General features: G+C 39.9%; 28 protein-coding genes and 2 pseudogenes. 18 read left to right on the top strand and 12 right to left on the bottom strand.

Going from position 1 to position 23306, the window contains the following annotated elements:
* Position 1: 1 nt before the first annotated feature.
* The 9 genes and pseudogenes from infC (at position 2) to FGK98_RS06010 (ending at position 7053) form a co-directional block, all read left to right on the top strand.
* Complete coding sequence (gene infC, locus FGK98_RS06050; RefSeq protein ID WP_000848184.1) at positions 2-532, top strand: translation initiation factor IF-3; 531 nt, start codon at positions 2-4, stop codon at positions 530-532.
* A 32-nt stretch (positions 533-564) separates the two neighbouring features.
* Positions 565-765 (top strand): 50S ribosomal protein L35, encoded by a 201-nt coding sequence (rpmI, locus tag FGK98_RS06045; RefSeq protein ID WP_001125942.1) that lies wholly within the window; start codon positions 565-567, stop codon positions 763-765.
* 51 nt (positions 766-816) lie between these two features.
* Positions 817-1176 carry a 50S ribosomal protein L20 gene (gene rplT, locus FGK98_RS06040; RefSeq protein ID WP_000124830.1) on the top strand — a complete coding sequence of 120 codons (360 nt, stop codon included), beginning with the start codon at positions 817-819 and terminating at the stop codon, positions 1174-1176.
* A gap of 58 nt (positions 1177-1234) precedes the next feature.
* The gene (gene gloA / locus FGK98_RS06035) at positions 1235-1615 is read left to right on the top strand and encodes a lactoylglutathione lyase (RefSeq protein WP_000157143.1); all 381 of its coding nucleotides are present in this window, start codon (positions 1235-1237) and stop codon (positions 1613-1615) included.
* Between the two features lie 248 nt (positions 1616-1863).
* Positions 1864-2664 carry a dihydroorotate dehydrogenase electron transfer subunit gene (locus tag FGK98_RS06030; RefSeq protein WP_138100469.1) on the top strand — a complete coding sequence of 267 codons (801 nt, stop codon included), beginning with the start codon at positions 1864-1866 and terminating at the stop codon, positions 2662-2664.
* Complete coding sequence (locus tag FGK98_RS06025; RefSeq protein WP_171011122.1) at positions 2627-3613, top strand: dihydroorotate dehydrogenase; 987 nt, start codon at positions 2627-2629, stop codon at positions 3611-3613. The genes FGK98_RS06030 and FGK98_RS06025 overlap by 38 nt, the downstream gene beginning before the upstream one ends.
* Before the next feature lie 131 nt (positions 3614-3744).
* Positions 3745-5769 carry a glucosaminidase domain-containing protein gene (locus FGK98_RS06020; RefSeq protein ID WP_138100467.1) on the top strand — a complete coding sequence of 675 codons (2025 nt, stop codon included), beginning with the start codon at positions 3745-3747 and terminating at the stop codon, positions 5767-5769.
* Between the two features lie 107 nt (positions 5770-5876).
* Positions 5877-6032: pseudogene (locus FGK98_RS10265) on the top strand (DUF6287 domain-containing protein); the annotation flags it as partial.
* Positions 6033-6126: 94 nt separating this feature from the next.
* Entirely contained in the window at positions 6127-7053 is a 927-nt protein-coding gene (locus tag FGK98_RS06010; RefSeq protein WP_138100466.1) for an aldo/keto reductase, read from the top strand.
* A gap of 543 nt (positions 7054-7596) precedes the next feature.
* Here FGK98_RS06010 and FGK98_RS06005 read toward each other — a convergent pair.
* The 12 genes from FGK98_RS06005 to FGK98_RS05945 form a co-directional block, all read right to left on the bottom strand.
* Positions 7597-7806, bottom strand: a complete 210-nt coding sequence (locus tag FGK98_RS06005; RefSeq protein WP_138100465.1) for a BOW99_gp33 family protein — start codon at positions 7804-7806, stop codon at positions 7597-7599.
* Positions 7807-7922: 116 nt separating this feature from the next.
* Positions 7923-8375 (bottom strand): type II toxin-antitoxin system HicB family antitoxin, encoded by a 453-nt coding sequence (locus FGK98_RS06000; protein WP_138100464.1) that lies wholly within the window; start codon positions 8373-8375, stop codon positions 7923-7925.
* A 42-nt stretch (positions 8376-8417) separates the two neighbouring features.
* A complete protein-coding gene (locus FGK98_RS05995) occupies positions 8418-8597 on the bottom strand; it encodes a type II toxin-antitoxin system HicA family toxin (RefSeq protein WP_001132280.1) in 180 nt (59 codons plus the stop codon).
* A gap of 222 nt (positions 8598-8819) precedes the next feature.
* Positions 8820-9239: a DUF1492 domain-containing protein gene (locus FGK98_RS05990; protein ID WP_138100463.1), complete on the bottom strand. Its 420-nt coding sequence runs from the start codon at positions 9237-9239 to the stop codon at positions 8820-8822.
* 500 nt (positions 9240-9739) lie between these two features.
* Positions 9740-10249, bottom strand: coding sequence for a hypothetical protein (locus FGK98_RS05985; protein ID WP_138101048.1), 510 nt, complete (start codon positions 10247-10249; stop codon positions 9740-9742).
* Positions 10250-10346: 97 nt separating this feature from the next.
* The gene (locus FGK98_RS05980) at positions 10347-10805 is read right to left on the bottom strand and encodes a hypothetical protein (RefSeq protein ID WP_138100462.1); all 459 of its coding nucleotides are present in this window, start codon (positions 10803-10805) and stop codon (positions 10347-10349) included.
* A 24-nt stretch (positions 10806-10829) separates the two neighbouring features.
* Positions 10830-11654: an ATP-binding protein gene (locus FGK98_RS05975; RefSeq protein ID WP_138100461.1), complete on the bottom strand. Its 825-nt coding sequence runs from the start codon at positions 11652-11654 to the stop codon at positions 10830-10832.
* Between the two features lie 15 nt (positions 11655-11669).
* On the bottom strand, positions 11670-12449 hold the full coding sequence (locus tag FGK98_RS05970; protein WP_138100460.1) for a phage replisome organizer N-terminal domain-containing protein: 780 nt from the start codon (positions 12447-12449) through the stop codon (positions 11670-11672).
* Positions 12450-12459: 10 nt separating this feature from the next.
* A complete protein-coding gene (locus FGK98_RS05965; RefSeq protein WP_138100459.1) occupies positions 12460-12738 on the bottom strand; it encodes an XRE family transcriptional regulator in 279 nt (92 codons plus the stop codon).
* On the bottom strand, positions 12731-13063 hold the full coding sequence (locus FGK98_RS05960; RefSeq protein WP_138100458.1) for a DNA-binding protein: 333 nt from the start codon (positions 13061-13063) through the stop codon (positions 12731-12733). Before FGK98_RS05960 ends, FGK98_RS05965 begins: the two co-directional genes overlap by 8 nt.
* Before the next feature lie 759 nt (positions 13064-13822).
* Positions 13823-14452 carry a Rha family transcriptional regulator gene (locus FGK98_RS05950; protein ID WP_138100457.1) on the bottom strand — a complete coding sequence of 210 codons (630 nt, stop codon included), beginning with the start codon at positions 14450-14452 and terminating at the stop codon, positions 13823-13825.
* A gap of 10 nt (positions 14453-14462) precedes the next feature.
* Positions 14463-14660, bottom strand: a complete 198-nt coding sequence (locus FGK98_RS05945) for a helix-turn-helix domain-containing protein (RefSeq protein ID WP_138100456.1) — start codon at positions 14658-14660, stop codon at positions 14463-14465.
* 164 nt (positions 14661-14824) lie between these two features.
* Between FGK98_RS05945 and FGK98_RS05940 the strand changes: the two genes are divergently transcribed.
* The 9 genes and pseudogenes from FGK98_RS05940 to FGK98_RS05900 all read left to right on the top strand — a co-directional run bounded on the left by FGK98_RS05940 (position 14825) and on the right by FGK98_RS05900 (position 23230).
* The gene (locus tag FGK98_RS05940) at positions 14825-15412 is read left to right on the top strand and encodes a helix-turn-helix domain-containing protein (RefSeq protein WP_138100455.1); all 588 of its coding nucleotides are present in this window, start codon (positions 14825-14827) and stop codon (positions 15410-15412) included.
* Between the two features lie 430 nt (positions 15413-15842).
* A complete protein-coding gene (locus FGK98_RS05935; protein WP_138100454.1) occupies positions 15843-16988 on the top strand; it encodes a tyrosine-type recombinase/integrase in 1146 nt (381 codons plus the stop codon).
* Between the two features lie 95 nt (positions 16989-17083).
* A complete protein-coding gene (locus tag FGK98_RS05930) occupies positions 17084-17320 on the top strand; it encodes a DUF2829 domain-containing protein (RefSeq protein ID WP_000141913.1) in 237 nt (78 codons plus the stop codon).
* Entirely contained in the window at positions 17313-18011 is a 699-nt protein-coding gene (locus FGK98_RS05925) for a 3-oxoacyl-ACP reductase (RefSeq protein ID WP_138100453.1), read from the top strand. The genes FGK98_RS05930 and FGK98_RS05925 overlap by 8 nt, the downstream gene beginning before the upstream one ends.
* Before the next feature lie 10 nt (positions 18012-18021).
* Positions 18022-18522, top strand: coding sequence for an NUDIX hydrolase (locus FGK98_RS05920; RefSeq protein WP_138100452.1), 501 nt, complete (start codon positions 18022-18024; stop codon positions 18520-18522).
* Positions 18509-19237, top strand: coding sequence for a GNAT family N-acetyltransferase (locus tag FGK98_RS05915; protein WP_138100451.1), 729 nt, complete (start codon positions 18509-18511; stop codon positions 19235-19237). The genes FGK98_RS05920 and FGK98_RS05915 overlap by 14 nt, the downstream gene beginning before the upstream one ends.
* A 41-nt stretch (positions 19238-19278) precedes the next feature.
* A pseudogene (locus FGK98_RS05910) lies at positions 19279-20126 on the top strand (putative PEP-binding protein).
* Positions 20123-20563 (top strand): ASCH domain-containing protein, encoded by a 441-nt coding sequence (locus tag FGK98_RS05905; RefSeq protein ID WP_138100450.1) that lies wholly within the window; start codon positions 20123-20125, stop codon positions 20561-20563. The pseudogene FGK98_RS05910 and the gene FGK98_RS05905 overlap by 4 nt, the downstream one beginning before the upstream one ends.
* A gap of 120 nt (positions 20564-20683) precedes the next feature.
* Complete coding sequence (locus tag FGK98_RS05900; RefSeq protein WP_138100449.1) at positions 20684-23230, top strand: M1 family metallopeptidase; 2547 nt, start codon at positions 20684-20686, stop codon at positions 23228-23230.
* The last annotated feature ends 76 nt before the right edge of the window (positions 23231-23306 follow it).

The raw sequence follows: 23306 nt of genomic DNA, 5'->3' as shown, positions 1-23306 counted from the left end.
GGTGAAAACCATAGCAAAGCAAGACTTATTCATCAATGATGAAATTCGTGTACGTGAAGTTCGCTTGATCGGTCTTGAGGGAGAACAGCTAGGCATCAAGCCACTCAGCGAAGCGCAAGCATTGGCTGATAGTGCAAATGTTGACTTAGTATTGATTCAACCCCAAGCAAAACCGCCTGTTGCTAAAATTATGGACTACGGTAAGTTCAAATTTGAGTATCAGAAAAAGCAAAAAGAACAACGTAAAAAACAAAGTGTTGTTACTGTGAAAGAAGTTCGTCTGAGTCCAACTATTGACAAGGGAGACTTTGACACAAAACTTCGCAATGCACGTAAATTCCTTGAAAAAGGAAATAAAGTTAAGGTATCTATTCGCTTTAAGGGTCGTATGATTACCCATAAAGAGATTGGTGCAAAAGTTTTAGCCGAGTTTGCTGAAGCAACACAAGATATTGCGATCATAGAACAACGAGCTAAGATGGATGGACGCCAAATGTTCATGCAGTTGGCGCCAGCAACTGACAAAAAATAATTGTCAGAAAGTTAAATAAAGGAGAAAAAATCATGCCAAAACAAAAAACACACCGCGCATCAGCTAAACGTTTCAAACGTACAGGTTCTGGTGGACTTAAACGTTTCCGTGCTTACACTTCTCACCGTTTCCACGGAAAAACTAAGAAACAACGTCGTCATCTTCGTAAAGCATCTATGGTGCATTCAGGAGATTTCAAACGTATCAAAGCAATGCTTACTCGCTTGAAATAATAGCCTAACAGTAAGTAAACAATTCTAGGAAATATTTGGAGGAAATAAAACATGGCACGTGTTAAAGGTGGCGTTGTATCACGCAAACGTCGTAAACGTATTCTTAAATTAGCAAAAGGTTACTATGGAGCTAAACACATCTTGTTCCGTACTGCAAAAGAACAAGTAATGAACTCTTACTACTATGCATACCGTGACCGTCGTCAAAAGAAACGTGACTTCCGCAAATTGTGGATCACTCGTATCAATGCGGCAGCTCGTTTGAACGGACTTTCATACTCACAATTGATGCATGGTTTGAAATTGGCTGAAATCGAAGTTAACCGTAAAATGCTTGCTGACTTGGCTGTTAACGATGCAGCAGCTTTCACAGCTCTTGCAGATGCAGCTAAAGCAAAACTTGGTAAATAATTACTTTTAAGACTGGAACAGGATTGTCCCAGTCTTTTTAGAAATAAAGGAGAAAGCTATGGCTTCAAAAATGCTACACACTTGCTTGCGAGTAGAAAACCTTGAAAAATCAATCGCATTTTATCAAGACGCTTTTGGTTTTAAAGAATTACGTCGCAAGGATTTTCCAGATTATGCCTTCACCATTGTCTATCTAGGACTTGAGGGTGATGACTACGAGTTGGAATTGACCTATAACTATGACCACGGTCCTTATGTGGTAGGTGATGGCTTTGCCCATATCGCCCTCAGTACACCTGACCTTGAGGCACTTCATCAAGAACATAGCGCGAAAGGCTATGAGGTTACAGAGCCAAAAGGCCTACCAGGAACCCCACCAAACTATTACTTTGTCAAGGATCCTGATGGCTACAAGGTCGAAGTCATTCGTGAAAAATAATCCAGTGAGGTCAAGTAGAATGTTCGTTTTCTACTTGACTTTTTTTCTTTGAAAGGGTATACTAATACAAATTTAACCTTTAAGGGGAGTCCAGAGAGACTCACAAGGTGTCAGATAAAAGTGATAGGGAAAACTCTCTGCGGAGACCTTTTAGTTGTGCGCATGAGTTCTGTCCTATCTCGACTGAGACCTTGCACTAGCAAGGTCTTTTCTTTATCTGGTCCCCTTAAAATTTAAGGAGGAAAATCATGAATCCTACATGTAAGAAGCGTTTGGGTGCCATTCGTTTGGAAACTATGAAGGTGGTTGCACAGGAGGAAATTGCGTCAGCAATTTTTGAATTAGTCCTAGAAGGAGAAATGGTTGAAGCGATGCGAGCAGGCCAATTTCTACATCTGCGCGTGCCTGATGATGCCCATCTCTTGCGTCGTCCTATTTCAATCTCATCTATTGACAAGATTAAGAAGCAGTGTCGCCTTATTTATCGGATTGAAGGTGCTGGGACAGCTATTTTTTCAACATTAAGTCAGGGTGATACACTTGATGTGATGGGGCCTCAGGGGAACGGTTTTGACTTGTCTGATCTGGACGACAAGAGTCAAGTTCTCCTCGTTGGTGGGGGGATTGGAGTTCCACCCTTGCTTGAGGTAGCTAAGGAATTGCATGCGCGTGGGGTGAAAGTAGTGACAGTCCTCGGTTTTGCCAACAAGGATGCTGTTATTCTCGAAACCGAATTGGCCCAATATGGTCAGGTTTTTGTTACGACAGATGATGGTTCGTATGGTATTAAGGGAAATGTATCTGTTGTCATCAATAATTTAGATAGTCATTTTGATGCTGTTTACTCATGTGGGGCACCTGGAATGATGAAGTACATCAATCAAACCTTTTATGACCACCCAAGAGCCTACCTATCTCTAGAATCTCGTATGGCTTGCGGGATGGGGGCCTGCTATGCCTGCGTTCTAAAAGTGCCAGAAAGTGAGACAGTCAGCCAACGCGTCTGTGAAGATGGCCCTGTTTTCCGCACAGGAACAGTTGTATTATAAGGAGAAAGTCATGACTACAAATCGTTTACAAGTCTCTCTACCGGGCTTGGACTTGAAAAATCCTATCATACCAGCATCAGGCTGTTTTGGTTTTGGTCAGGAGTATGCCAAGTACTATGATTTAGACCTTTTAGGCTCCATTATGATCAAGGCGACGACACTTGAACCCCGTTTTGGCAATCCAACTCCCAGGGTAGCAGAGACACCTGCTGGTATGCTCAATGCAATCGGCTTGCAAAATCCGGGTTTAGAAGCTGTTTTATCTGAAAAGTTGCCTTGGCTAGAAAGAGAGTATCCTACGCTTCCCATCATCGCCAATGTAGCAGGATTTTCAAAACAAGAGTATGCAGCCGTTTCTCAAGGAATTTCCAAGGCGGCTAATGTAAAAGCTATCGAGCTCAATATCTCCTGTCCGAATGTGGATCACGGCAATCATGGACTTTTGATTGGGCAAGATCCTGATTTGGCCTACGAAGTGGTAAAAGCGGCTGTGGAAGCCTCTGATGTGCCAGTTTATGTCAAGCTAACCCCTAGTGTGACGGATATCGTCACCGTCGCAAAGGCAGCAGAGGATGCGGGAGCAAGTGGCTTGACTATGATTAATACTCTAGTCGGTATGCGCTTTGACCTCAAAACTAGAAGACCAATCTTGGCCAATGGAACGGGTGGGATGTCAGGTCCAGCAGTTTTTCCGGTAGCCCTCAAACTCATTCGCCAAGTCGCTCAAACAACAGACCTCCCCATCATTGGAATGGGGGGAGTGGATTCGGCTGAAGCAGCGCTTGAAATGTATCTGGCTGGGGCCTCTGCGATTGGAGTTGGAACAGCAAACTTTACTAACCCTTATGCTTGCCCTGAAATCATCGAAAATCTGCCAAAAGTCATGGACAAATATGGCATTAGCAGTTTAGAAGAACTTCGTCGAGAAGTCAAAGCCAGTCTGAGATAAGATAGACCTTCCTTATCGTCAACAAGACATAGAATCTTCATCAATTTGTAATATTTCCGTCTGTTAACTATGTTACAATAGGGTTTGGAAAATAGTAATAGTATAGATTGATTTCTACTGAGGAGAATAAAATGAAGAAGATACTACTTGCAAGTACTGTCGTTCTTTCTATGGCAGGATTTGCAAAGACATCAGTATATGCTGAAGAATCTCAGGTTACGAAAAAAACTCAGACCACAGATGTAGTCAAGAAAAAAGAAGAAGCTACTCCGAAAAAGGAAGTTCCCCAAGTGGAGCCCAAGAAAGAGCCGGTTGTAAAAGAGGAAAATTCTTCTAAAGATAACTCATCCAAAAAGGAAAAAAACGAGGACGTTATCAAGGAAGGTTGGAAAAAAGAGCAAGGAAACTGGCGTTTTTATGAAAATAACCAGTCTGTCGTAAACTGGAAAAAAATTGGTGGTGTCTGGTATTACTTTGATAAAGAAGGTGTCATGCTTAGTCGCACCATCTATAATGACTATCTCTTCCAAGGTAGTGGTGCTATGGCAGAAAACGATTGGGTGAAAATATCTGACAAGTGGTACTATGCTACAGCTTCGGGAAAAATTTCCCGCAACAAATGGGAAAAGATTGAAGGTGTCTGGTATTACTTTGATAAAGAAGGTGTCATGCTTAGTCGCACCATCTATAATGACTATCTCTTCCAAGGTAGTGGTGCGATGGCAGAAAACGATTGGGTAAAAATATCTGACAAGTGGTACTATGCCACAGCTTCAGGAAAGATTTCTCGCAACAAATGGGAAAAGATTGAAGGTGTCTGGTATTACTTTGATAAGGAAGGTGTCATGCTTAGTCGCACCATCTATAATGACTATCTCTTCCAAGGTAGTGGTGCCATGGCAGAAAACGATTGGGTGAAAATATCTGACAAGTGGTACTATGCTACAGCTTCGGGAAAAATTTCCCGCAACAAATGGGAAAGAATCAAAGGAACATGGTACTATTTCAATAGCGATGGTGTGATGGCAAGTAGCCAGTGGAAAAGTGACTACTATCTGAAAAATAGTGGTGCTATGGCGGAAAAAGAGTGGATTTTTGATAAATCCTACAATAGCTGGTTCTACTTGAAATCAGGTGGGGGCTACGCTTCTCGTGAATGGATTGGTTCATACTACCTTAAATCCGGTGGCTATATGGCCAAAAATGAATGGATTTTTGACAAAGATTACGATGCTTGGTACTATCTAAAAGATGATGGTCGATATGTAACAGGTACTTTTACGATCAAAGGTAAAGAGTATTCCTTCCAGAATAATGGGAAGTGGATCTCAGAGGCAAAATATTACAAAGTGAAACCAATTACTGCTTATGTCTATAGCGCTTCTGGTGAAAGATTGAGTTATGTATCGCAAGGAACCATAGTTTCACTTGGGGATGCCCAATCTAAAAAAGATAGTCAAATACCAGTTAATGTTTCGGGATTGTCAGGATTTATGAATAAAAGTGACCTAGTCGCTATTGATAAAGACAGTGAATTTGTCCCTCATTATACAAGCGATGGTAAGTATTTTTACCATGAGTTGTCACCTTATGTGAGTCTTCGTGTTGCGCCACATAGCTCAGCTATGACCATTGGTAAGAAATATTATTCAACTGATGGGATTCATTTTGATGGCTTCACCATTGAAAATCCTTTCCTCTTTAGAAATTTGACTAAACCAAGTAATTACAGTGCAGCTGAATTGGATAAAATTTATTCTTTGATGAATATTCGGGATAGTCGCCTCGCTGGTAAGGGAGCTGTTTTTAAGGAAGCTGAGGAACGATATGGTGTGAATGCTCTTTACTTAATGGCCCATAGTGCACTTGAGAGTGCTTGGGGACGGAGCAAGATTGCCAAGGATAAGAATAACTTCTTTGGAATTGCAGCTTATGATTCGAGCCCGTATACCTCAGCCAAGAAATTTGATGATGTGGATAAGGGGATCCTCGGCGCGGCTAAGTGGATTCGTGAGAATTACATTGACCGTGGAAGAGACCACTTGGGGAACAAGGCGACAGGAATGAATGTTCTCTATGCTTCTGATCCATATTGGGGTGAAAAAATAGCTAGCATCATGATGACCATCAATAGCAAACTTGGTGGGAAAGACTAAAAGATAAGCAACGATAACTGCTGAAAAGTGGTTGTCGTTTTTTTAACTATTATGCTTTACAAACTAGTGTGGAAGTGCTATGCTATGTTAGTTTACAAAGTAGTCATACGAGTGCTGCTATTGGATTGTTTAAAATAGGTTTTAAAAATCCAATGGGTGATCAATTAGATAGCTCACGACCACGCTTAATTATTACTCAATCAGCTGGAAATTATGATGAAGATTTTTATTACTATAAAGTAGAGTCAAGTGATATCCCGTAGAATAATAGGAGAATCATAATCAAAAAGCCGTTTTAAAGCGGTTTTTTTGTTATAATGAAGGGAAGAACAGTAGAAATTAGAGGAGAAAAAATTGATGAGATACATAACTCTTGGTCAAGAAGACAAAGAATTATCAGAAATTGTTCTCGGAATGATGAGAATAAAAGATAAGTCTGTAAAAGAAGTTGAAGAGCTTGTAGAAACAGCTCTTTCTGTTGGAATCAATGCCTTCGACTTGGCTGATATATATGGTCGTGGTCGTTGTGAAGAACTGTTAGGTCTTGTCCTAAAAAATCGTCCAGATTTAAGAGAGGAGATGTGGATTCAGTCAAAATGTGGAATTCGCATTGAAGAATTCACCTATTTTGATTTTTCTAAGGACTATATCATAAAATCAGTAGACGGTATTTTGCAAAGATTGAAGATTGAACATCTAGATAGCTTGCTTCTTCATCGACCAGATGCTTTGATGGAAGCTGACCAAGTAGCAGAAGCCTTTAATCTCCTTTATAAACAAGGTAAAGTTCGAGATTTTGGAGTTTCTAATCAAAATCCTATGATGATGGAGTTGCTTAAAAAAGATGTCAAGCAGCCGTTAGCTGTTAATCAGCTACAATTGAGTGCGGCTTTTACTCCAGGATTCGAATCAGGTTTTCATGTTAATATGGAAGATAGTCAAGCAACTATGCGAGATGGCAACATTTTTGAATATTGCAAATTACACGATGTGGTCATTCAAGCATGGTCTGTCTTACAATTCGGGTATTTTAAAGGGAATTTTGTTGGAAATGAGAAATTTCAAGCTTTGAATCAAGTACTTGATCGTTTAGCTTTTAAATATGGAGTAACTCCTTCAACTATTGCAATTTCTTGGATATTGCGTTATCCAGCTAAAATGCAGGCAGTCGTAGGTACAACAAATCCTAAGCATTTGAGAGAAGTTAGCCAAGCGGCAAACTTTAGCTTAACAAGAAAAGAATGGTATGAAATTTATCTTGCTGCAGGGAACGATTTGCCGTAGGTAGAAGCAGATTTGAATAAATTACAGTCAAAAAGCCGTTTTAAAGCGGTTTTTTTGTTATAATGAAGTGAAGAATTATTGATATAAAAGGAGAAAGTCATGACATTTGAAGAAATCCTGAAAAGTGTCTAGGAATGGCTTCAAATAGGAGTTTATAGGCTTTATTTTTGTGGACTTTTTGAAAAAACATAGTCACAAATGACCTTTAATATTCTCCCAAAGTCCACAAAAAGGGGAGTAAAAAAGACCTAAAATAGGTCAATAATTTACGAGTTCAGCAGGCAAGAACTAGCGTAGTCATCAGCTACGCTTTTTTAGTTGCTTTTGCTTATCTGATAGGATTATTATACCAAAAAAAGGGAGTGTATGACCTCCATGGGTTAACTTTCCTTAATCGGCTAGACTATGCAAGCCTCCAACTGTGATTACATTATACCACGGTACCACTCGAAAAGAGAAACGCTAAAAAGCGCGTGGTTATCAATTATGTTAACGTCAACAATAATGTTTCACGCGATTGTCACGCGCAATCCTATCGGATTTTTATAGTTCGCCTTTCTCTATTTTTTCTTGTATTATCCCAGCACAAATATTATAAAAAGGATGTCCTGCTGGAATAACAGGAGGGTTTTTATCAAATTCTTCTTGTGATAAGGTGGTTTCTTTGTCTAATATTGTACCGTCAGCTAGTTTGGTACCTTTAGGGACAATATGGGATATTGTTGGGTTCCATTTCTCTTTAACTTTTGCCATCTTAAATGCTCCTTTATGGTAAAAACAGAACCGTCCCACCTCCTACTGCAGAATGAACTGTTTCAAGGGGAGATGGAAAAGCTCTGTTTATAAGTCAATTATATCATAGTTAATTATTAAGCATGGATTTTTTTATCAGCAATAGCGTCTGTTAGGGTCTGTGAGAAGTTCAAACCTAGGTCACGTCCTAAAGTATCCGCCCAACGTGGGATAGTTAGGGTTTTCTTTACAGGCTCTTGACTACCTAGATACTCCGCTACGTCAACCATAACCATAGAGACAAAAGACTTGCTAGGGTCATAAACTAGCTCTATATCCTCATCATCACGGAAAGGGTTATTATTTGCCAAAGATAGAGCGTTAATAGGGGTAGGGGTAGGAATTTCTCGCCCATTCTCGATATAATCAGCTAGGTTAATACCGAGCCAATCGCTGGCCATTGCCATAGCGTCAGCCATATCTTCGCCTTGGGTTGCTGAATGCTCAAAGTCTGGGAAAGTGACAAAATAAGGGGCGTTTGCTCCGTCTGTATCGTCATAATAAAATAAAGCTGGATAAGTGACAAGCATAGTTTACCTCCAAAATCAAAGACAAGCGGGGGACTGCCTTTATTACAGTCCTGCTTGCTTTCTTATCCCTCTTTCAGTGTACTTATTTAGTTCACCATGAGGGACTGTGATAGGTCTTTCCCCTTCTTTCTCCATTTTAACGTGGGAGCCTTTACCGCCTTTGGTTTTTATCCAACCATGAGCAGTAAGGAGTTTGACCATCTCTTTTTGTGTCATAGGCATAGCGCTTTTACCTCCTGACAATATTATTATAACACGTATTACACGTACTGTAAAGGGATAATACTTATTATCTCTCAAATCACAAAGGCCCCCAGAATCGTTTCTAAGGACTTCTAGTTTATCCATGGTGTTTTAGTCATCTAGTACGAAACAAAGCAAAATAGGGAGCAAATACGAAGCATAGGGTATCCTATACGAACTAGTCTCTGTGCTAAGGTTAAATCAATCTCCATTTACTATACCTGTTAAGTGTTCTATAGCTTCCTGCCTTACACTATATATCGAAGATTTAGATTTCCCTATTTCCTCAGCTACCTCCCAAGCGTCGAGATTATTCAAGTAAAAAAGTCTTAGAACAGAACGCTCAAGAGGATTAACCAGCTTATCGATCAACCTAGATATTTCCATTCTCTCCTCAGTAAGTCGCTCAATTCTCTGTAAAGTGTCCTCTTTTAGCTTCAGAACACTTATAAGGTTATTCTCTGCTGTATTTACCCTGCTTGTTTGTACTCTGGTAGTGGTCATTTCTAGCTTTTTGATAATACCACTTTCTAAAGCCGCAAGCTCTAAATATAAGCCCTCTATTTCTTTATTTATCCACTTAATACCCTCTAGTTTTTCTTTTATTTGCTCTGGTGTCATACTTTGGCCTCCTGTATGGTATAATTTTATTGTGTTAATTATAGCTGAGGCGGATTGCTTTGGCTTTTTTTGCGTTTTCTCTATGTTCGCTCGAGGTTCAAGCCATATAATCTTCTCAGTTCCTTCTCTGTTCAAGAGCTATTTTCTCGGCGTTCGCTCGGAGTTCAACACACATAACCCTGCCATTTGTCAGGCATATTTTTTGCCACTACCTAACCAAAACCTCACCATTGTAAAACTTCGATACCTTACCAAAACCTTACCGTTCTATGGTTCTAAAAGTGTCGATACCTTAGGGTGATCTTAGGGTTCTATCACTAGAAAAAAGTCCTGTACCTTTGTAAAATCTTAGTATTTTTAAATACGCAACCTCCTCCTTACCTCACCCTTTTTTTGGAACGCTCTACTTACTTAAATCCTTGATATATCTAGCTTTTTTAACATTTAAACCGTCTAATATGTAGTATTTATTTGTTTGGTAAATTACACCCTACTACAAATTATCGGAGTGATCCTAAACCATTCAGCCAAAAACTATCTCCTTTCTTTGTGTAGTTCACAAACTTTTGGTAATGCTTATCATACTTGTCACGTTTCATATACTTTGGTCTTTCAGGAAAACTGTCAAACATATATCCGCCACGTTTGGGACTCCAACCTGGTTCTACCTTTCTAGCTTCCCTAAGCGCAAGCTCCCAATAGTATTGACAATCTGTCTTACTTCGGTTCAGTGTTGTCTTGTGTATTTTCTGGCATGATCCACAACCATATAGCAAAAGTCTCTTATAGAGTTTTCTGCATCGATTACCACAAATAGGACAGAGAAAGAAATAGCGATTACCTCCCTTAGTTCCTGGTATACTTGCTAAATCAAAATGATTACTTCCAAAGGTGATATACAGGTTATCTAAGTCTATTTCCAGTTTTCTACCGTCCAACTCAGCTATACCATGACTGATATTTTTGTTTTTCATTGGTTTTATAAATGTCTCTATGGTTATTGATTTAATAACTTTCATTCTCTCAAAATACCCCTATATGGAAAAACCCAAATTGATTGGGTTCAGTAGTAGTGAAACAACAAAAAGAGGCAATGCCCCTTTGCTACTATTCTTCACTGAGTAAGCCACTTACTACCACATCACGGACAAACTGAGCTTGCTTTTCTTTGGGCAGTTGTAAAGCTTCAAGTAAAGACTCCAGAACTTGCTTGTCAGTTCCTGCAATCAACTTCTTAATGATATTCTGGAACTGTCCTTCCAAGTACTCGCAAAAATGTATCCGCTGTGCTTGTGTTGGCTGCACTGGTACTGGTGAACTATCTGCAATTAGCAAGAAGCAGGCTTCCGCGATTTGGGCGAATAACTTTGCACGCGCTTCAGGGTGTCTGTATAACTCATAGGTATTTATGCTGGTGTCTTCCGTCCGGAGCTTCTCACCTAGTTCAATCAGTTTAGGCGTATCTTCAAGACATACTGGTGTTTCATCTGTCATAAAATCGTCACGTTTGCGATTGAGTTCCTCCAGTCCCTGATCTGCCTGTTCAAAGTATACTGGTTCTATCATGGGCTTCCTCCTTTCTTTATTTGGTTAAAAATTACGCCTCATCCTCTTGTCTTTGATGTCTGTCATGTTGTATACATTCCCCTCTGACCGTTTGCCAATTCGACTGACTAGCTTGTCATTATAAATTCTGGCCAACTCTTTTCCGTTGTGGTTGGTATTGATGATGGTTGTTTCCCGCCTATCAAAAATCTTGAAAAGAAAGGTCTGTACCCAGTTATTAGCCTCATCTTTTCGGCTATTCATAACGCTTTCTGTACCTAAATCGTCAATAAAGAGATAGTCAACTTCAGTCAGCAGCTTCAAGGCGTCATACTCTGTAAAATCACTCTGCCTATACTGCCAGCCTGACTGAATGCGCGTGACGATTTCAGCAATGCTGACAAAGAGGACGCTCTTAGGGTCATTCTTAGACTTATAGCCCTCGTTGATGGCTTTGGCCATGGAATAGCATAAATGACTTTTACCAGTGCCTGGTTTGCCCATAATCAGCGTGTTTCCTGTCATGCCATTTAGGTACAGCTTAGCTTGCTTGATAGCAAACTCCTTGGCCTCGTGTTCCTCTTTTGTCTCAGCTTTGAAAGTGCTAAAAGAGGCTTCTCTCAGCTCATTTGACACCGTACTTTCACGCGCTAGCACATCATAGGTTGAAGAGTTCAGATCATGCCCTAGAGCTTTTTCTACGCCCTCTAGCTCCGTCTGTTTAATATTCACCCTAGTACATTCCATGCAGTAGGGTGATGTATAATCATCTGGCTTTTTGAATTGTACTAGGTTAATCTGATGAGTTGGGCAAAGCTCATCAGTGACCTTTATTTTTTCGTTTAGCTGGTCTGTATTCAGTAATTCCATTGTTTCTCCTCTCCGTCAGTAGATAAAGGGGTCTTGAATATCATCGCCAGACTGACCTTGTTTCTCTTGCTGAAACTGTCTCTGTTCAGATTCGACTTGTGTCATGGTTTTAATGCCATTCTGTCGCCAGTTCTTCAGTATTGAATTGATATAGCTAAAAGATCGCTTGCCGTTATCTGCAGCCTTTTCTATGGCCTCTAGCTCTATACCGTCAAGAGTGAGATAGTCAGTCAGTATTTGATATTGTTGCCCATCCATAACCCCTATACGCTTTTGGTAATAGTTAGAGATTTCAGCAGTAGGAGCAGAAGAAGTTTTTTTATCTATCTCTTCTTCTAACTCTATCTCTATCTCTATCTCTGTCTTACACATAGATAACGTTGTGAGGTCTTCGGGTAACATTGTAAGATTTTCCTTTTGTTCTCGTTGCTGTTTCCGATATTCTCGCATGTATGCTGCTTGGTTAGTTTCCTGCTGTACTAGGGCTTTAGCCTGGGGTAGTTCTGCGTTTTTATCTTCGTCAATCTGTATTAAACCGCATTTTGTAAAGTATGCCATGGTCATATCTATATCATCTTCTGATACATCTAATTTTAGGGCTAACTCTTCCTTAAGATTATCAAAGTAGCCCTCATAGTATAAAATACAGTCACTCTCCAAGCTCTCTAGCATGAGCCTAATATAAATAACTGTCATGGTGTACCCACCCGGTATTGTCTTTAGTCTCTTGATAAAAATATTATCAAAAAATTTCTTATCAATTTTTAGCCAAAAATATATTTTTGTTCTTGCCACGTTTTACTCCTTATGATTCTTTATCAGCTCCTAGAAATATTAGAATATCACCGATTCTATAAAAGACTTTGCGTGTATCCTCGATAGGAGGAGTGCACCTTTTTAGCCCTGCGCGTTCCCAACGTTTTAAGGTGTTGTAATCTATCTCTAACTCTTCCTTGAGTTGTTTAGGTGTCATTAGCCCTGTTATACGTTGTTTAGGCTTTAAATAGTCTTTTAGAAAGTTTTCTACCAGTTTTAATATGCCACGTTTTAGACTGTTTTCACTTTCTTTGCTGAGACTAAACATTCTTATCAGCTCCCTTCAGCAGCTCTTTATAGCTTTCTAAATCAGCTTTGATAAGCACATCTAGACGCCTTCCTTCTGTGTCATACTGAGCCTTTAGCTCCCTGATCCCTGCTAGGCGTTCGGTATCGTTAGCAGGGATATAGTAGCCGTTACTTGCCCCACGTTTGGCCACAATGGGGATACCATAGCGAACGATAAGCCGGAGAATATGATCTCGTAAGGCTCTCATCTCTAGCCCTAGCACATTGGCTATATCCCGCCCTGCGCGTGGCTCGTCCGCCCCTACAGGTATCAGTCTTAAAATTCTTTCTTCAAGCTCCGTCATCCTCTACCCTCCATTGTTTCAAGCCATTTTTCCATCTTTCTGAGTTGCCGTTTGGTGATATATCCTCGGCGTCTGTAAGCAATAGCCCAGGAGTGAAACAGCTCAGCACATACGCCAGCTAGAAAGAAAAGTAGTAGTGTTAAAATTGCACCTAGTAGCTCGCTCATGCTAATAACCCTTATCCTTTCACTCTCAGGTAGGCTTTTAATTCTTCGGGATTGTCGCATTCCAGTAGCTGATATGCCACGGCGTCTAGTTCCTGATACATTACATCCATCTGGTCATATACTTGGCTTAGAAAGTTTTTTAGGCAGCTTAATAGAACGGCTTTGTCTGGCTCGCTGTTCATGGCTAGCATAAGACTGTTAGCATAGCCTTTTAGAGTGTCTACTCTCGTCATAACGTCGGTAGTGCGTTGGCCTTGTTCTTTGATTTACTTAACTGTCAGAGCAACTGTTTGATTTTGGTCTTGTTTTTTCATGGTAATTACCTCGCTTTTTTATGTAATTAGAGTCTTTTGAATGTTTTTCTTGTCACTGGCCTCGCGCTCAGAGTCGCCAAAGTTTGAAAGCGTGAGGTGATACCAGTTTTAAGAGTTGGCGCTCTCCGTATGGTCAAAGTGTCCCAGATATGCTATAATCTAGGTATAAATCTTTACTAAAACCCTTTTAATAAAAGCTTGCCTGCTTGTTTATTATGTTTTAGTGATAGTGTGAAAGGCTCTGCGGTGTGGTTATTGCTAAGCCTTTTTTGTTGCTCTCACGCGCCTTGTGGTGCGTTTTCTTTTTGTCTGAAGACCATAGACTTAATATCCTGATAGGTCATACCCAAGTTAATCATAGCGATAGCCATATCTTCCAAGGCTTGGTATCTGACAAGCTCGGTACTGGTCAAGCTATCGATACCTGTCAGACCGCCACGCGCTGCCATCAGTTGCTTTTTATTCATACCGCTAGTGCCTTTTAGCAAAAGATTTGTGATAGTGCTATGCGCGCGCTTTGGTTTTTGTTCCCAGTTCTTAATGCTGTCATGCAAAGTCTTACGCTTTAGCTTTTCTAAAGCACGTTGCAGCTTAAACTGAGTTAGCTCGTCCCGCATTTCAAAAAATGCTTTGACTAGAGCTTTTTTAAAAGCTCTAACGGGTTCGGTATTTTTTAGGTAAGTGATCAGCAAGGTTGCCTGTTGTTCGTTCAGGCGATAGATTTTCATTGGTCGTCCTCTGCCGTCTAATTTACGCATTTCAAATGCGATAATTCCGTAGCTTTCAAAGTCAGCTTTATGCTTTCTTAAAAGTTCTTGTATTGTGTGATGAGTAACTTCAGCACATTCAGCGATGATCTCGCTTGTGGTGTACGGCTCTTTCTTACCGTCCATGTAGACAATGTTCATGCTGTACCTCCTAATCTTCGACTGTAAGTAGTTCGTCAATGGTTACGCCTAGATACTCGGCTACCTTTTGCAAGGTTTCAATATCTGGGCGCTTTGTGCGCTCATAATACAGTGAAATAAGTGTACTTTTTGAGATACCTGTCGCTAAATGAACGTCAGCAACTTTTTTGCGTTGCTTTGCCAATAAGACACGGAAATTATTTTCCATAGCTTTAAACTCCTTTTTGTTTATTTTAAGAAAAATAATAGCGCTAACGCTAAAATTATACTCTTTATTTTACACTATATTTTTATCGTGTCAAGTAAAAAAATAAAATATCTTGAAAAAAAGAAGTGTATAAGCTAAAATGTATTTAAAGGAGCGTGATTTTAATGCTTAGAAATAATTTAGCAAAACTAATGATTGATAGAGGAGTAACGGCTACCCAATTATTTAATGATACAGGGATAGCTCGTTCAACTATTTCAAAAATTTCAAATAATAATACTGATAAAATTAGCTTACAAACAATAGATAAAATTTGTAACTATCTAGAAGTTTCTCCTAGTGAATTCTTTGATTTTTGGGCTTATGATGTAAAAATTCAATGTGGCTTTGATAATTTTGATACATTATCCGAGGTCAAAGAACATTGGGAATTTGTTCCTGAATTTGAAGAACCATGCTATCTTTTACTAGAGTTTAGAAGAGGGAGAGATAGGAAATACCTTCTTGAATATAAATTTCTTTATTTGTATAGTAAAGACCCTGATAAGCTATTCAATCCAAGTCAATTGGATAAAGTTAGACTAAATGGCTCTATGTCTCAAGTTGCTATTTTTGATGATATGCCTGTGCAATTTAAAAATGAATTGATAGATAATATAAAACAACAACTTTCTGAAACGTTTGAAGTCTGGGATATTTCACCAACAATTAAGTACATAGATATGTTTATTTTCAACCCCGAAGCTGAATAGGGTGCCTCACGCGCCACTAGGTGTAAAAATCTGAAATATAAGTTTTCCTAGTTTTTTGGTATGTTATACCCTGAAAATGTCAACTTTTGTCAACATGAACCCAAATAACTTAAAACCATTGAAAGACTTGTAAGCACTTGTTTTTCTAGCTTTTGAAATCTTCAAAAATTCATGTTTTTTCACGTTCTGCGCGTGATTTCTTGGCGTTCAATATAAGATTTAAAAAAAGTATGAACTTATAAGTACTTTTTCAATATTTACCCATATAAGCCCCGTATCCGCCTTATTTCCAACTCTGGTATTATTTACCGCCTGACTCTTTAAAATCGAATACAGGGCAATCTGTGAAGCCCTAGCATGATTTAAACCACAATCTAAAACCTTTTTAATAATAGCTTGCCTGCTGATGTATTTTAGAAAGGTTTAAAATATGCAAATAACTGAAGTCAAAAAGAAAAACGGTACAACAGTGTACCGTGCTAATGTATATTTAGGAGTTGACCAGGTAACAGGTAAGAAAGCTAAAACAAGTGTAACGGGTAGGACAAAAAAAGAGGTCAAGCAGAAAGCAAAGCACGCGCAAGATGATTTTATATCGAACGGTTGTACGGTGACAAAAGTAGTACCTGTAAAAAATTATCAGGAGTTAGCTGATCTATGGCTAGACAGTTACCAGCTTACAGTAAAGCCTCAGACTTTTTTAGACACTAAGAGAATGCTGTACAATCATCTTATACCTGTCTTTGGTACTCTGAAACTGACCAAGCTATCTGTTAGCTATATACAAAGCTTTATCAATGATTTATCGACTCAGCTAGTTCACTATGCGGTGGTTCATTCAATAAATAGGCGTGTCTTACAGTATGGGGTATCTCTCCAGCTCTTGCCATTCAATCCAGCTAGGGATATTATTCTCCCTAAACAGCCTAAACGTGAGAATACAGCGATCAAGTTCATAGCTTCAGACGACTTAAAGGCTCTGTTGCTCCATATGGAAAAACTGGCGTTTAAGAAATATAGATATTATTTTGATTATGTTCTGTATAGTGTCTTACTTGCTACTGGTTGCCGTTTTGGTGAAGTAGTAGCCCTGGAATGGTCGGATATTGATTTTGAGAATGGAACTATAAGCATTAACAAGAATTACAGTAGGTTATTAAAGCTAATAGGTACACCGAAAAGCAAAGCAGGAGTTAGGATAATCAGCATAGACAAGAAAACGGTCAACATGTTACGTCTTTACCAGAATAGACAACGCCAATTATATTTGGAGTCAGGGGCGCGTGTTTCGTCTGTGGTGTTTGCAACACCTACGAGAGAGTACCAGAACCTGGCAACTAGACAGGAGGCTTTAGATAGACGCTGTAATGAGATTTCTATTCCTCGCTTTACTTTTCACGCTTTCCGTCATACTCACGCTAGTTTATTGCTAAATGCTGGTATCAGCTATAAAGAATTACAATACCGTTTAGGTCATGCTACTTTAGCTATGACCATGGATATATACAGCCACCTATCTGCGGATAAAGAAAAAGAGGCGGTTTCATATTTTGAAAAAGCCATGAATAGCTTGTAAGTCCACAAAAAGGTGAACAAATTTATATTTCAGAACTCAAAGGCTGACTAAAAAGCTTATTAAATCAACGTTTATAGACAACAAAGGAGAAGAACATGACATTTGAAGAAATCCTACCTGGATTAAAGGCTAAGAAAAAATATGTACGAACTGGTTGGGGAGGGGCTGAAAACTATGTGCAGCTTTTTGACACTATTGAACAAAACGGGGTTGCACTTGAAGTGACACCTTATTTCCTAATCAACGTGTCTGGAGAAGGAGAAGGTTTTTCCATGTGGAGTCCGACACCTTGTGATGTTTTGGCGACGGATTGGGTAGAAGTGCATGACTAGACGTGTATTGATTACGGGAGTGAGTTCAGGTATCGGTCTGGCTCAAGCTCGACTTTTTTTAGAGAAGGACTATCAAGTTTATGGAGTTGACCAAGGCGAAAATCCACTATTACAGGGTGATTTCCACTTTTTACAGAGAGATTTGACATTGAACTTGGAGCCTATTTTTGACTGGTGTCCTCGGGTGGATGTTTTGTGCAATACTGCTGGAGTTTTGGATGATTACAAACCACTTTTGGAACAAACGGCGCAGGAAATTCAAGAAATTTTTGAAATTAACTACGTGACTCCTGTTGAGTTGACTCGCTATTATTTGACACAAATGCTGGAGAATAAAAAAGGAATCATCATCAATATGTGCTCCATCGCTTCTAGTTTAGCCGGCGGAGGTGGTCACGCCTATACTTCCTCTAAGCATGCCTTGGCTGGCTTTACCAAGCAGTTGGCTCTAGATTATGCAGATGCTGGGATTCAGGTCTTTGGGATTGCTCCCGGAGCAGTCAAGACAGGCATGACTGCTGCGGACTTTGAACCCGGTGGCTTAGCAGACTGGGTGGCTAGTGAAACTCCTATCAAGCGTTGGATTGAACCAAGTGAAATTGCAGAAGTCAGCTTATTCTTGGCTAGCGGTCACGCATCTGCCATGCAAGGACAAATCTTGACTGTGGATGGTGGCTGGTCTTTGAAGTAGGAGGAGTTGGATGGAAATCAAAAAACACTTTGGTGTTTATGGCGTTTGCTTTGAAAATGGGAAGTTACTCTGCATTGAGAAAACGAGAGGTCCTTATCAACATCGTTTTGATCTACCTGGTGGTAGCCAGGAAGTAGGTGAAGGGCTGACAGAAACCCTCAAGAGAGAAGTTCTGGAAGAGACGGGATATAAGGTTAATGGTTATGCTAATCCTAGGATTTATGATGTGCTGGTTCAAGAAGATGGGCAAGACTTTGCAGTACATCATATCATGGCCTTTTATGATATAGTACTTGATTTCGAACGCTATCAAAAATCACTTCCTCATGAAGTTCTTGATGGAAGTAATGATTCAGCAAATGCACTTTGGTTGAGTTTGGAAGAAATTACTGCTGATAATGCTTCTCCTTTAGTGTTGCAGGTTAAGGCAGAGTTACTAGGATTTCCAGAATTAGATATGACAAGCTATAGAAATTGGAAGGTGAAGAAGGGAGATAATGGAACTATTTAAAACATGGAAGAAAAATATGGTTCTCTATGGTCTTCAATCTCAAATCGGAACTGTCTACCGAAACAGTGATAGGACAACAAGCTTTTATGATGTTGGGAATTTTCTATACCTAGCAGGGAAGTTGAATTCCAGATTTTGGGAAGATTTTGTTAGGAAATATGGTTTAGATTATAAGATTATTATTTCAGAAAATACTAATTGGCAAAATTTTCTGCATCAGAAAGTGGGGCTAATTTCTTTTACTCGCTATTCTTTTAAAGATAAGGCAAATTTTCAAGTTGAATTTCTAAATGATCTAGTTACTCATTTAGAGGAAGGTTACAGTATTGTGCCTATTGATAATCATATTTATAACTGCTTTTCTGAGGAAGAATGGTCACAAGATTTAAAGGGAGATTTTGAGTCCTACCAGGATTTTGCATTGAAAGGTGGATTTGGCTTTGTGGTTCTTAAAAATAATGAACTAATTGCTGGGATTTCCTCAGGGTTAGTTTACCGTGGAGCAGTTGAAGTGGAAGTTGCAACTAGACCAAACGAACAAGGAAATGGATTTGCTAAAAAGCTTGGTGCTGCAATGATTCTAGAGAGTTTGAATAGAGATATGATTCCTCTTTGGGATGCTCATAACGAGGCTTCCAAAAAAGTAGCAGAATTTTTAGGATATGAGTTAATTGGACCTTATGTAGCTTTTGAACTAGAGAAAAGTGTCATATAATGATAGCTGATATTATATCTCTTAAGACGAGGTGAATGGACATGCAAAACCAACTGGCTCTTAGTGGGGAAAAAATTATTAAAAAAGTTTATCCTCAGCTATTTCACCATATTGGTATGATTCGTGGGGAATACTTGTTAAGAGAGCTCAATCAAAACATCCTGTTACCAAGTTGTCAGCAATTTATAAAAGATTATCTAGATACTATCTGCTCCTTGTACTCTGATGAGGAAGTTTGGTATCGTTTTTCAGAATTAACGAATACAGAAGCTAATTGTCTAGAGGGGACTAAAGAGTTTTTTGACGAAGGGCATCCCTTGTTTGGCTATAGAGGTACTAGGCGTTTATTGGCGTGTCCGAATGAATTTCAGGCTGAGTCCAATGTCGTTACAGAAGTTTATCAAAACAATCCCAATCTGTCTGTTATCTTTCCTTTTGTCAATGATGCTGAGCAGTTAAAGCAAGCTATTACAGTATTGCGTCAGCAGGATTTTACTGGGAAAGTCGGCACAATGATTGAATTACCGTCAGCATATTTTGACTTGGACAGGATACTGGAAACTGGTATTTCAAAGATTATAGTTGGAATGAATGATTTGACTTCTTTTGTTTTTGCGACTGTGAGAAACAGTAAATGGCATGATATGGAAAGTCCAATAATGTTAGATATGCTAAGACAGATGCAGGATAAAGCAAGGGCGAAAAAAATTGACTTTGCTGTAGCAGGCTATCTGAATGCTTCTTTCATAAAAAAATGAATCAGATGGGTATCAAATGCATTATTCACTACAGTTCTATTCCAGATATTTTTAATTTAGAGATTGACCATCCAGACCACCTAGAACGTGTAAAAGAAGTAAGTAAAAAATTACAAAGGAGTAACCTATGACACCGCAAGAAATGTGGAATATTTACAAGCAAATTAACCCCTCTATCGGCGATGAGATAGATGCCTGGGCTTTTGGAGTAGATGCCGATCTCTTGGCAGATTTGGTTTTAAAAGGCGAAAAGACAGCAACCGCCTCAGCCTATGATCTTTATGCAGTTGATAACGAACCCCTTCCGCGAGAAGGAACTTTTGATATCATTTTAGATAGCCAAGATCGAGCTGTCTGCATTGTCGAAATTACAAAGGTCTCTGTCGAATCCTTTAATCAAGTTTCTGCTGAACATGCCTTTAAGGAAGGGGAAGGTGACAAATCCCTAGCCTATTGGCGTCAGGTTCATAAGGACTGTTTCGCCGAGTGGCTGAGAGAGGCAGGACTGACTTTTACACCTGACAGCAAGGTTGTTTTGGAAGAATTTCGCAAGGTTTATCCACAGTAAACTATAGTAGAAAGAAAGTTTTGGAAATTACTGTCCAATCCTTTTTTCTTAAGTAAAACATGATATAATAAGTTTGTTTGAATAAGAGTAAAACTCTTAAACTTAGAATAGGAGAAAACTATGCAAGCAGTTGAACATTTTATTACGCAATTTGTTCCTGAACACTATGATTTATTTTTAGACTTGAGTCGTGAGACCAAGACCTTTTCTGGGAAGGTGACCATCACTGGTCAAGCACAGAGTGACCGTATTTCCCTTCACCAAAAAGACTTGGAAATCGCTTCTGTAGAAGTTGCGGGTCAAGCTCGTCCATTTACAGTTGATCATGAAAATGAAGCCCTGCATATCGAATTAGCTGAGGCTGGTCAAGTTGAATTAGTCATTGCTTTTTCAGGAAAAATCACAGACAACATGACAGGGATTTATCCTTCTTACTACACTGTTGATGATGTCAAGAAGGAAGTCTTGTCTACTCAGTTTGAGAGTCATTTTGCGCGCGAAGCCTTCCCATGTGTGGACGAGCCAGAAGCCAAAGCAACCTTTGATCTCGCTCTTCGTTTTGACCAAGCAGAAGGTGAAGTGGCCTTGTCAAACATGCCAGAGATTGATGTTGAAAACCGCAAGGAAACAGGTATCTGGAAGTTTGAAACGACACCTCGTATGTCTTCCTACTTGTTGGCCTTTGTTGCAGGTGATTTGCAAGGTGTGACCGCTAAAACTAAAAACGGTACCCTTGTAGGTGTCTACTCAACCAAAGCTCATCCACTTTCTAACCTTGATTTCTCACTCGACATCGCCGTTCGCTCAATCGAGTTTTACGAAGATTACTACGGAGTTAAATACCCAATCCCTCAATCTCTTCATATCGCCCTCCCTGACTTCTCAGCAGGTGCTATGGAAAACTGGGGTCTGGTAACCTACCGTGAAGTTTACTTGGTTGTGGATGAAAACTCAACCTTTGCCAGCCGTCAACAGGTAGCCCTTGTCATTGCCCATGAGCTTGCTCACCAATGGTTTGGAAACCTCGTGACTATGAAATGGTGGGATGACCTCTGGCTCAATGAAAGCTTCGCTAACATGATGGAATACGTCTGTGTGGATGCTATTGAACCAAGTTGGAATATCTTTGAAGACTTCCAAACAGGTGGTGTGCCGGGAGCACTTAAACGTGATGCGACGGATGGCGTTCAGTCTGTCCATGTCGAAGTCAAACACCCAGATGAAATCAATACGCTCTTTGATGGCGCTATCGTCTATGCCAAAGGAAGCCGTCTCATGCATATGCTTCGTCGTTGGCTCGGTGATGCTGATTTTGCTAAAGGTTTGCATGCCTACTTTGAAAAACACCAATATGGAAATACCATTGGTCGTGACCTATGGAATGCCCTTGGACAAGCGTCTGGTCGTGATGTGGCAGCCTTCATGGATTCTTGGTTGGAACAACCTGGTTATCCAGTTCTCACTGTCAAAGTTGAAAATGATGTCTTGAAGATTTCACAAAAACAATTCTTCATCGGTGAGCACGAAGACAAGAACCGCCTCTGGGTAGTGCCACTGAACAGCAACTGGAAAGGTTTGCCAGATACACTTGAAACTGAAAGTATCGAAATACCTGGCTACGCCGCTCTTCTTGCTGAAAATGAAGGAGCTCTTCGTCTCAACACTGAAAATACAGCTCACTACATTACCGACTATCAAGGAGACTTGTTAGAATCTGTTCTTGCTGAGCTAGAGACACTTGATAATACAAGCAAACTGCAAATCGTTCAAGAACGTCGTCTGCTTGCTGAAGCAGGGCACATTTCTTATGCAGACTTGCTCCCAGTCCTTGATAAACTTGCTAAGGAAGAGTCTTACCTTGTTGTTTCAGCTGTTTCTCAAGTGATTTCTGCCCTTGAGCGCTTTATTGATGAAGGAACAGAAACTGAGAAATCCTTTAACCGTCTCGTTGCTAAATTGGCTCGTCACAACTATGACCGTCTTGGTTTTGAAGCTAAAGATGGTGAATCAGATGAAGATGAATTGGTTCGTCAGTTGACCATTTCCATGATGATTCGCTCCAATGATGCAGAAGCTAGTCAAGTCGCTAGCCAAATCTTTGCGACTCACAAGGAAAATCTTGCAGGACTTCCAGCAGCAATTCGCGCTCAAGTTCTCATCAATGAAATGAAACACCATGAGACCAAGGATTTGGTGGCAACTTATCTGGACCTCTACACTCATGCGACGGATGCAGTCTTCAAACGTCAGTTGGCAGGGGCTCTTGCCTATAGTAAAGATACGGATAATATCCAAACCTTGATTGGTTCATGGAAGGATAAGTTTGTTGTGAAACCACAAGACCTTTCTTCATGGTATCTCCAATTCCTAGGACACCAAGCTACCCAAGAAACTGTTTGGGTTTGGGCGCGTGAAAACTGGGACTGGATTAAGGCAGCCCTTGGTGGTGATATGAGCTTTGATAGCTTTGTCATCTTCCCATCGCATATCTTTAAAACAGATCAACGCTTGGCAGAGTACAAGGAATTCTTTGAACCACAACTCTCTGACCTTGCTCTTAGCCGTAATATCAAGATGGGAATCAAGGACATTGCAGCGCGTGTTGACTTGATTAAGCGTGAGAAAACGGCAGTAGAAGCTGTTGTAGCCCAATATGCTAAAGCTTAATTCGTTCGAAATGTAAATAAAAACTCAACTTTCTATCTGAAAACAAGAGAGAGTTGAGTTTTTTTTAAGGCAATTT

It is taken from the genome of Streptococcus australis (genome assembly GCF_901543175.1).
Classification (GTDB): domain Bacteria; phylum Bacillota; class Bacilli; order Lactobacillales; family Streptococcaceae; genus Streptococcus; species Streptococcus australis_A.
This window is presented reverse-complemented; position numbering and strand designations above follow the sequence as displayed.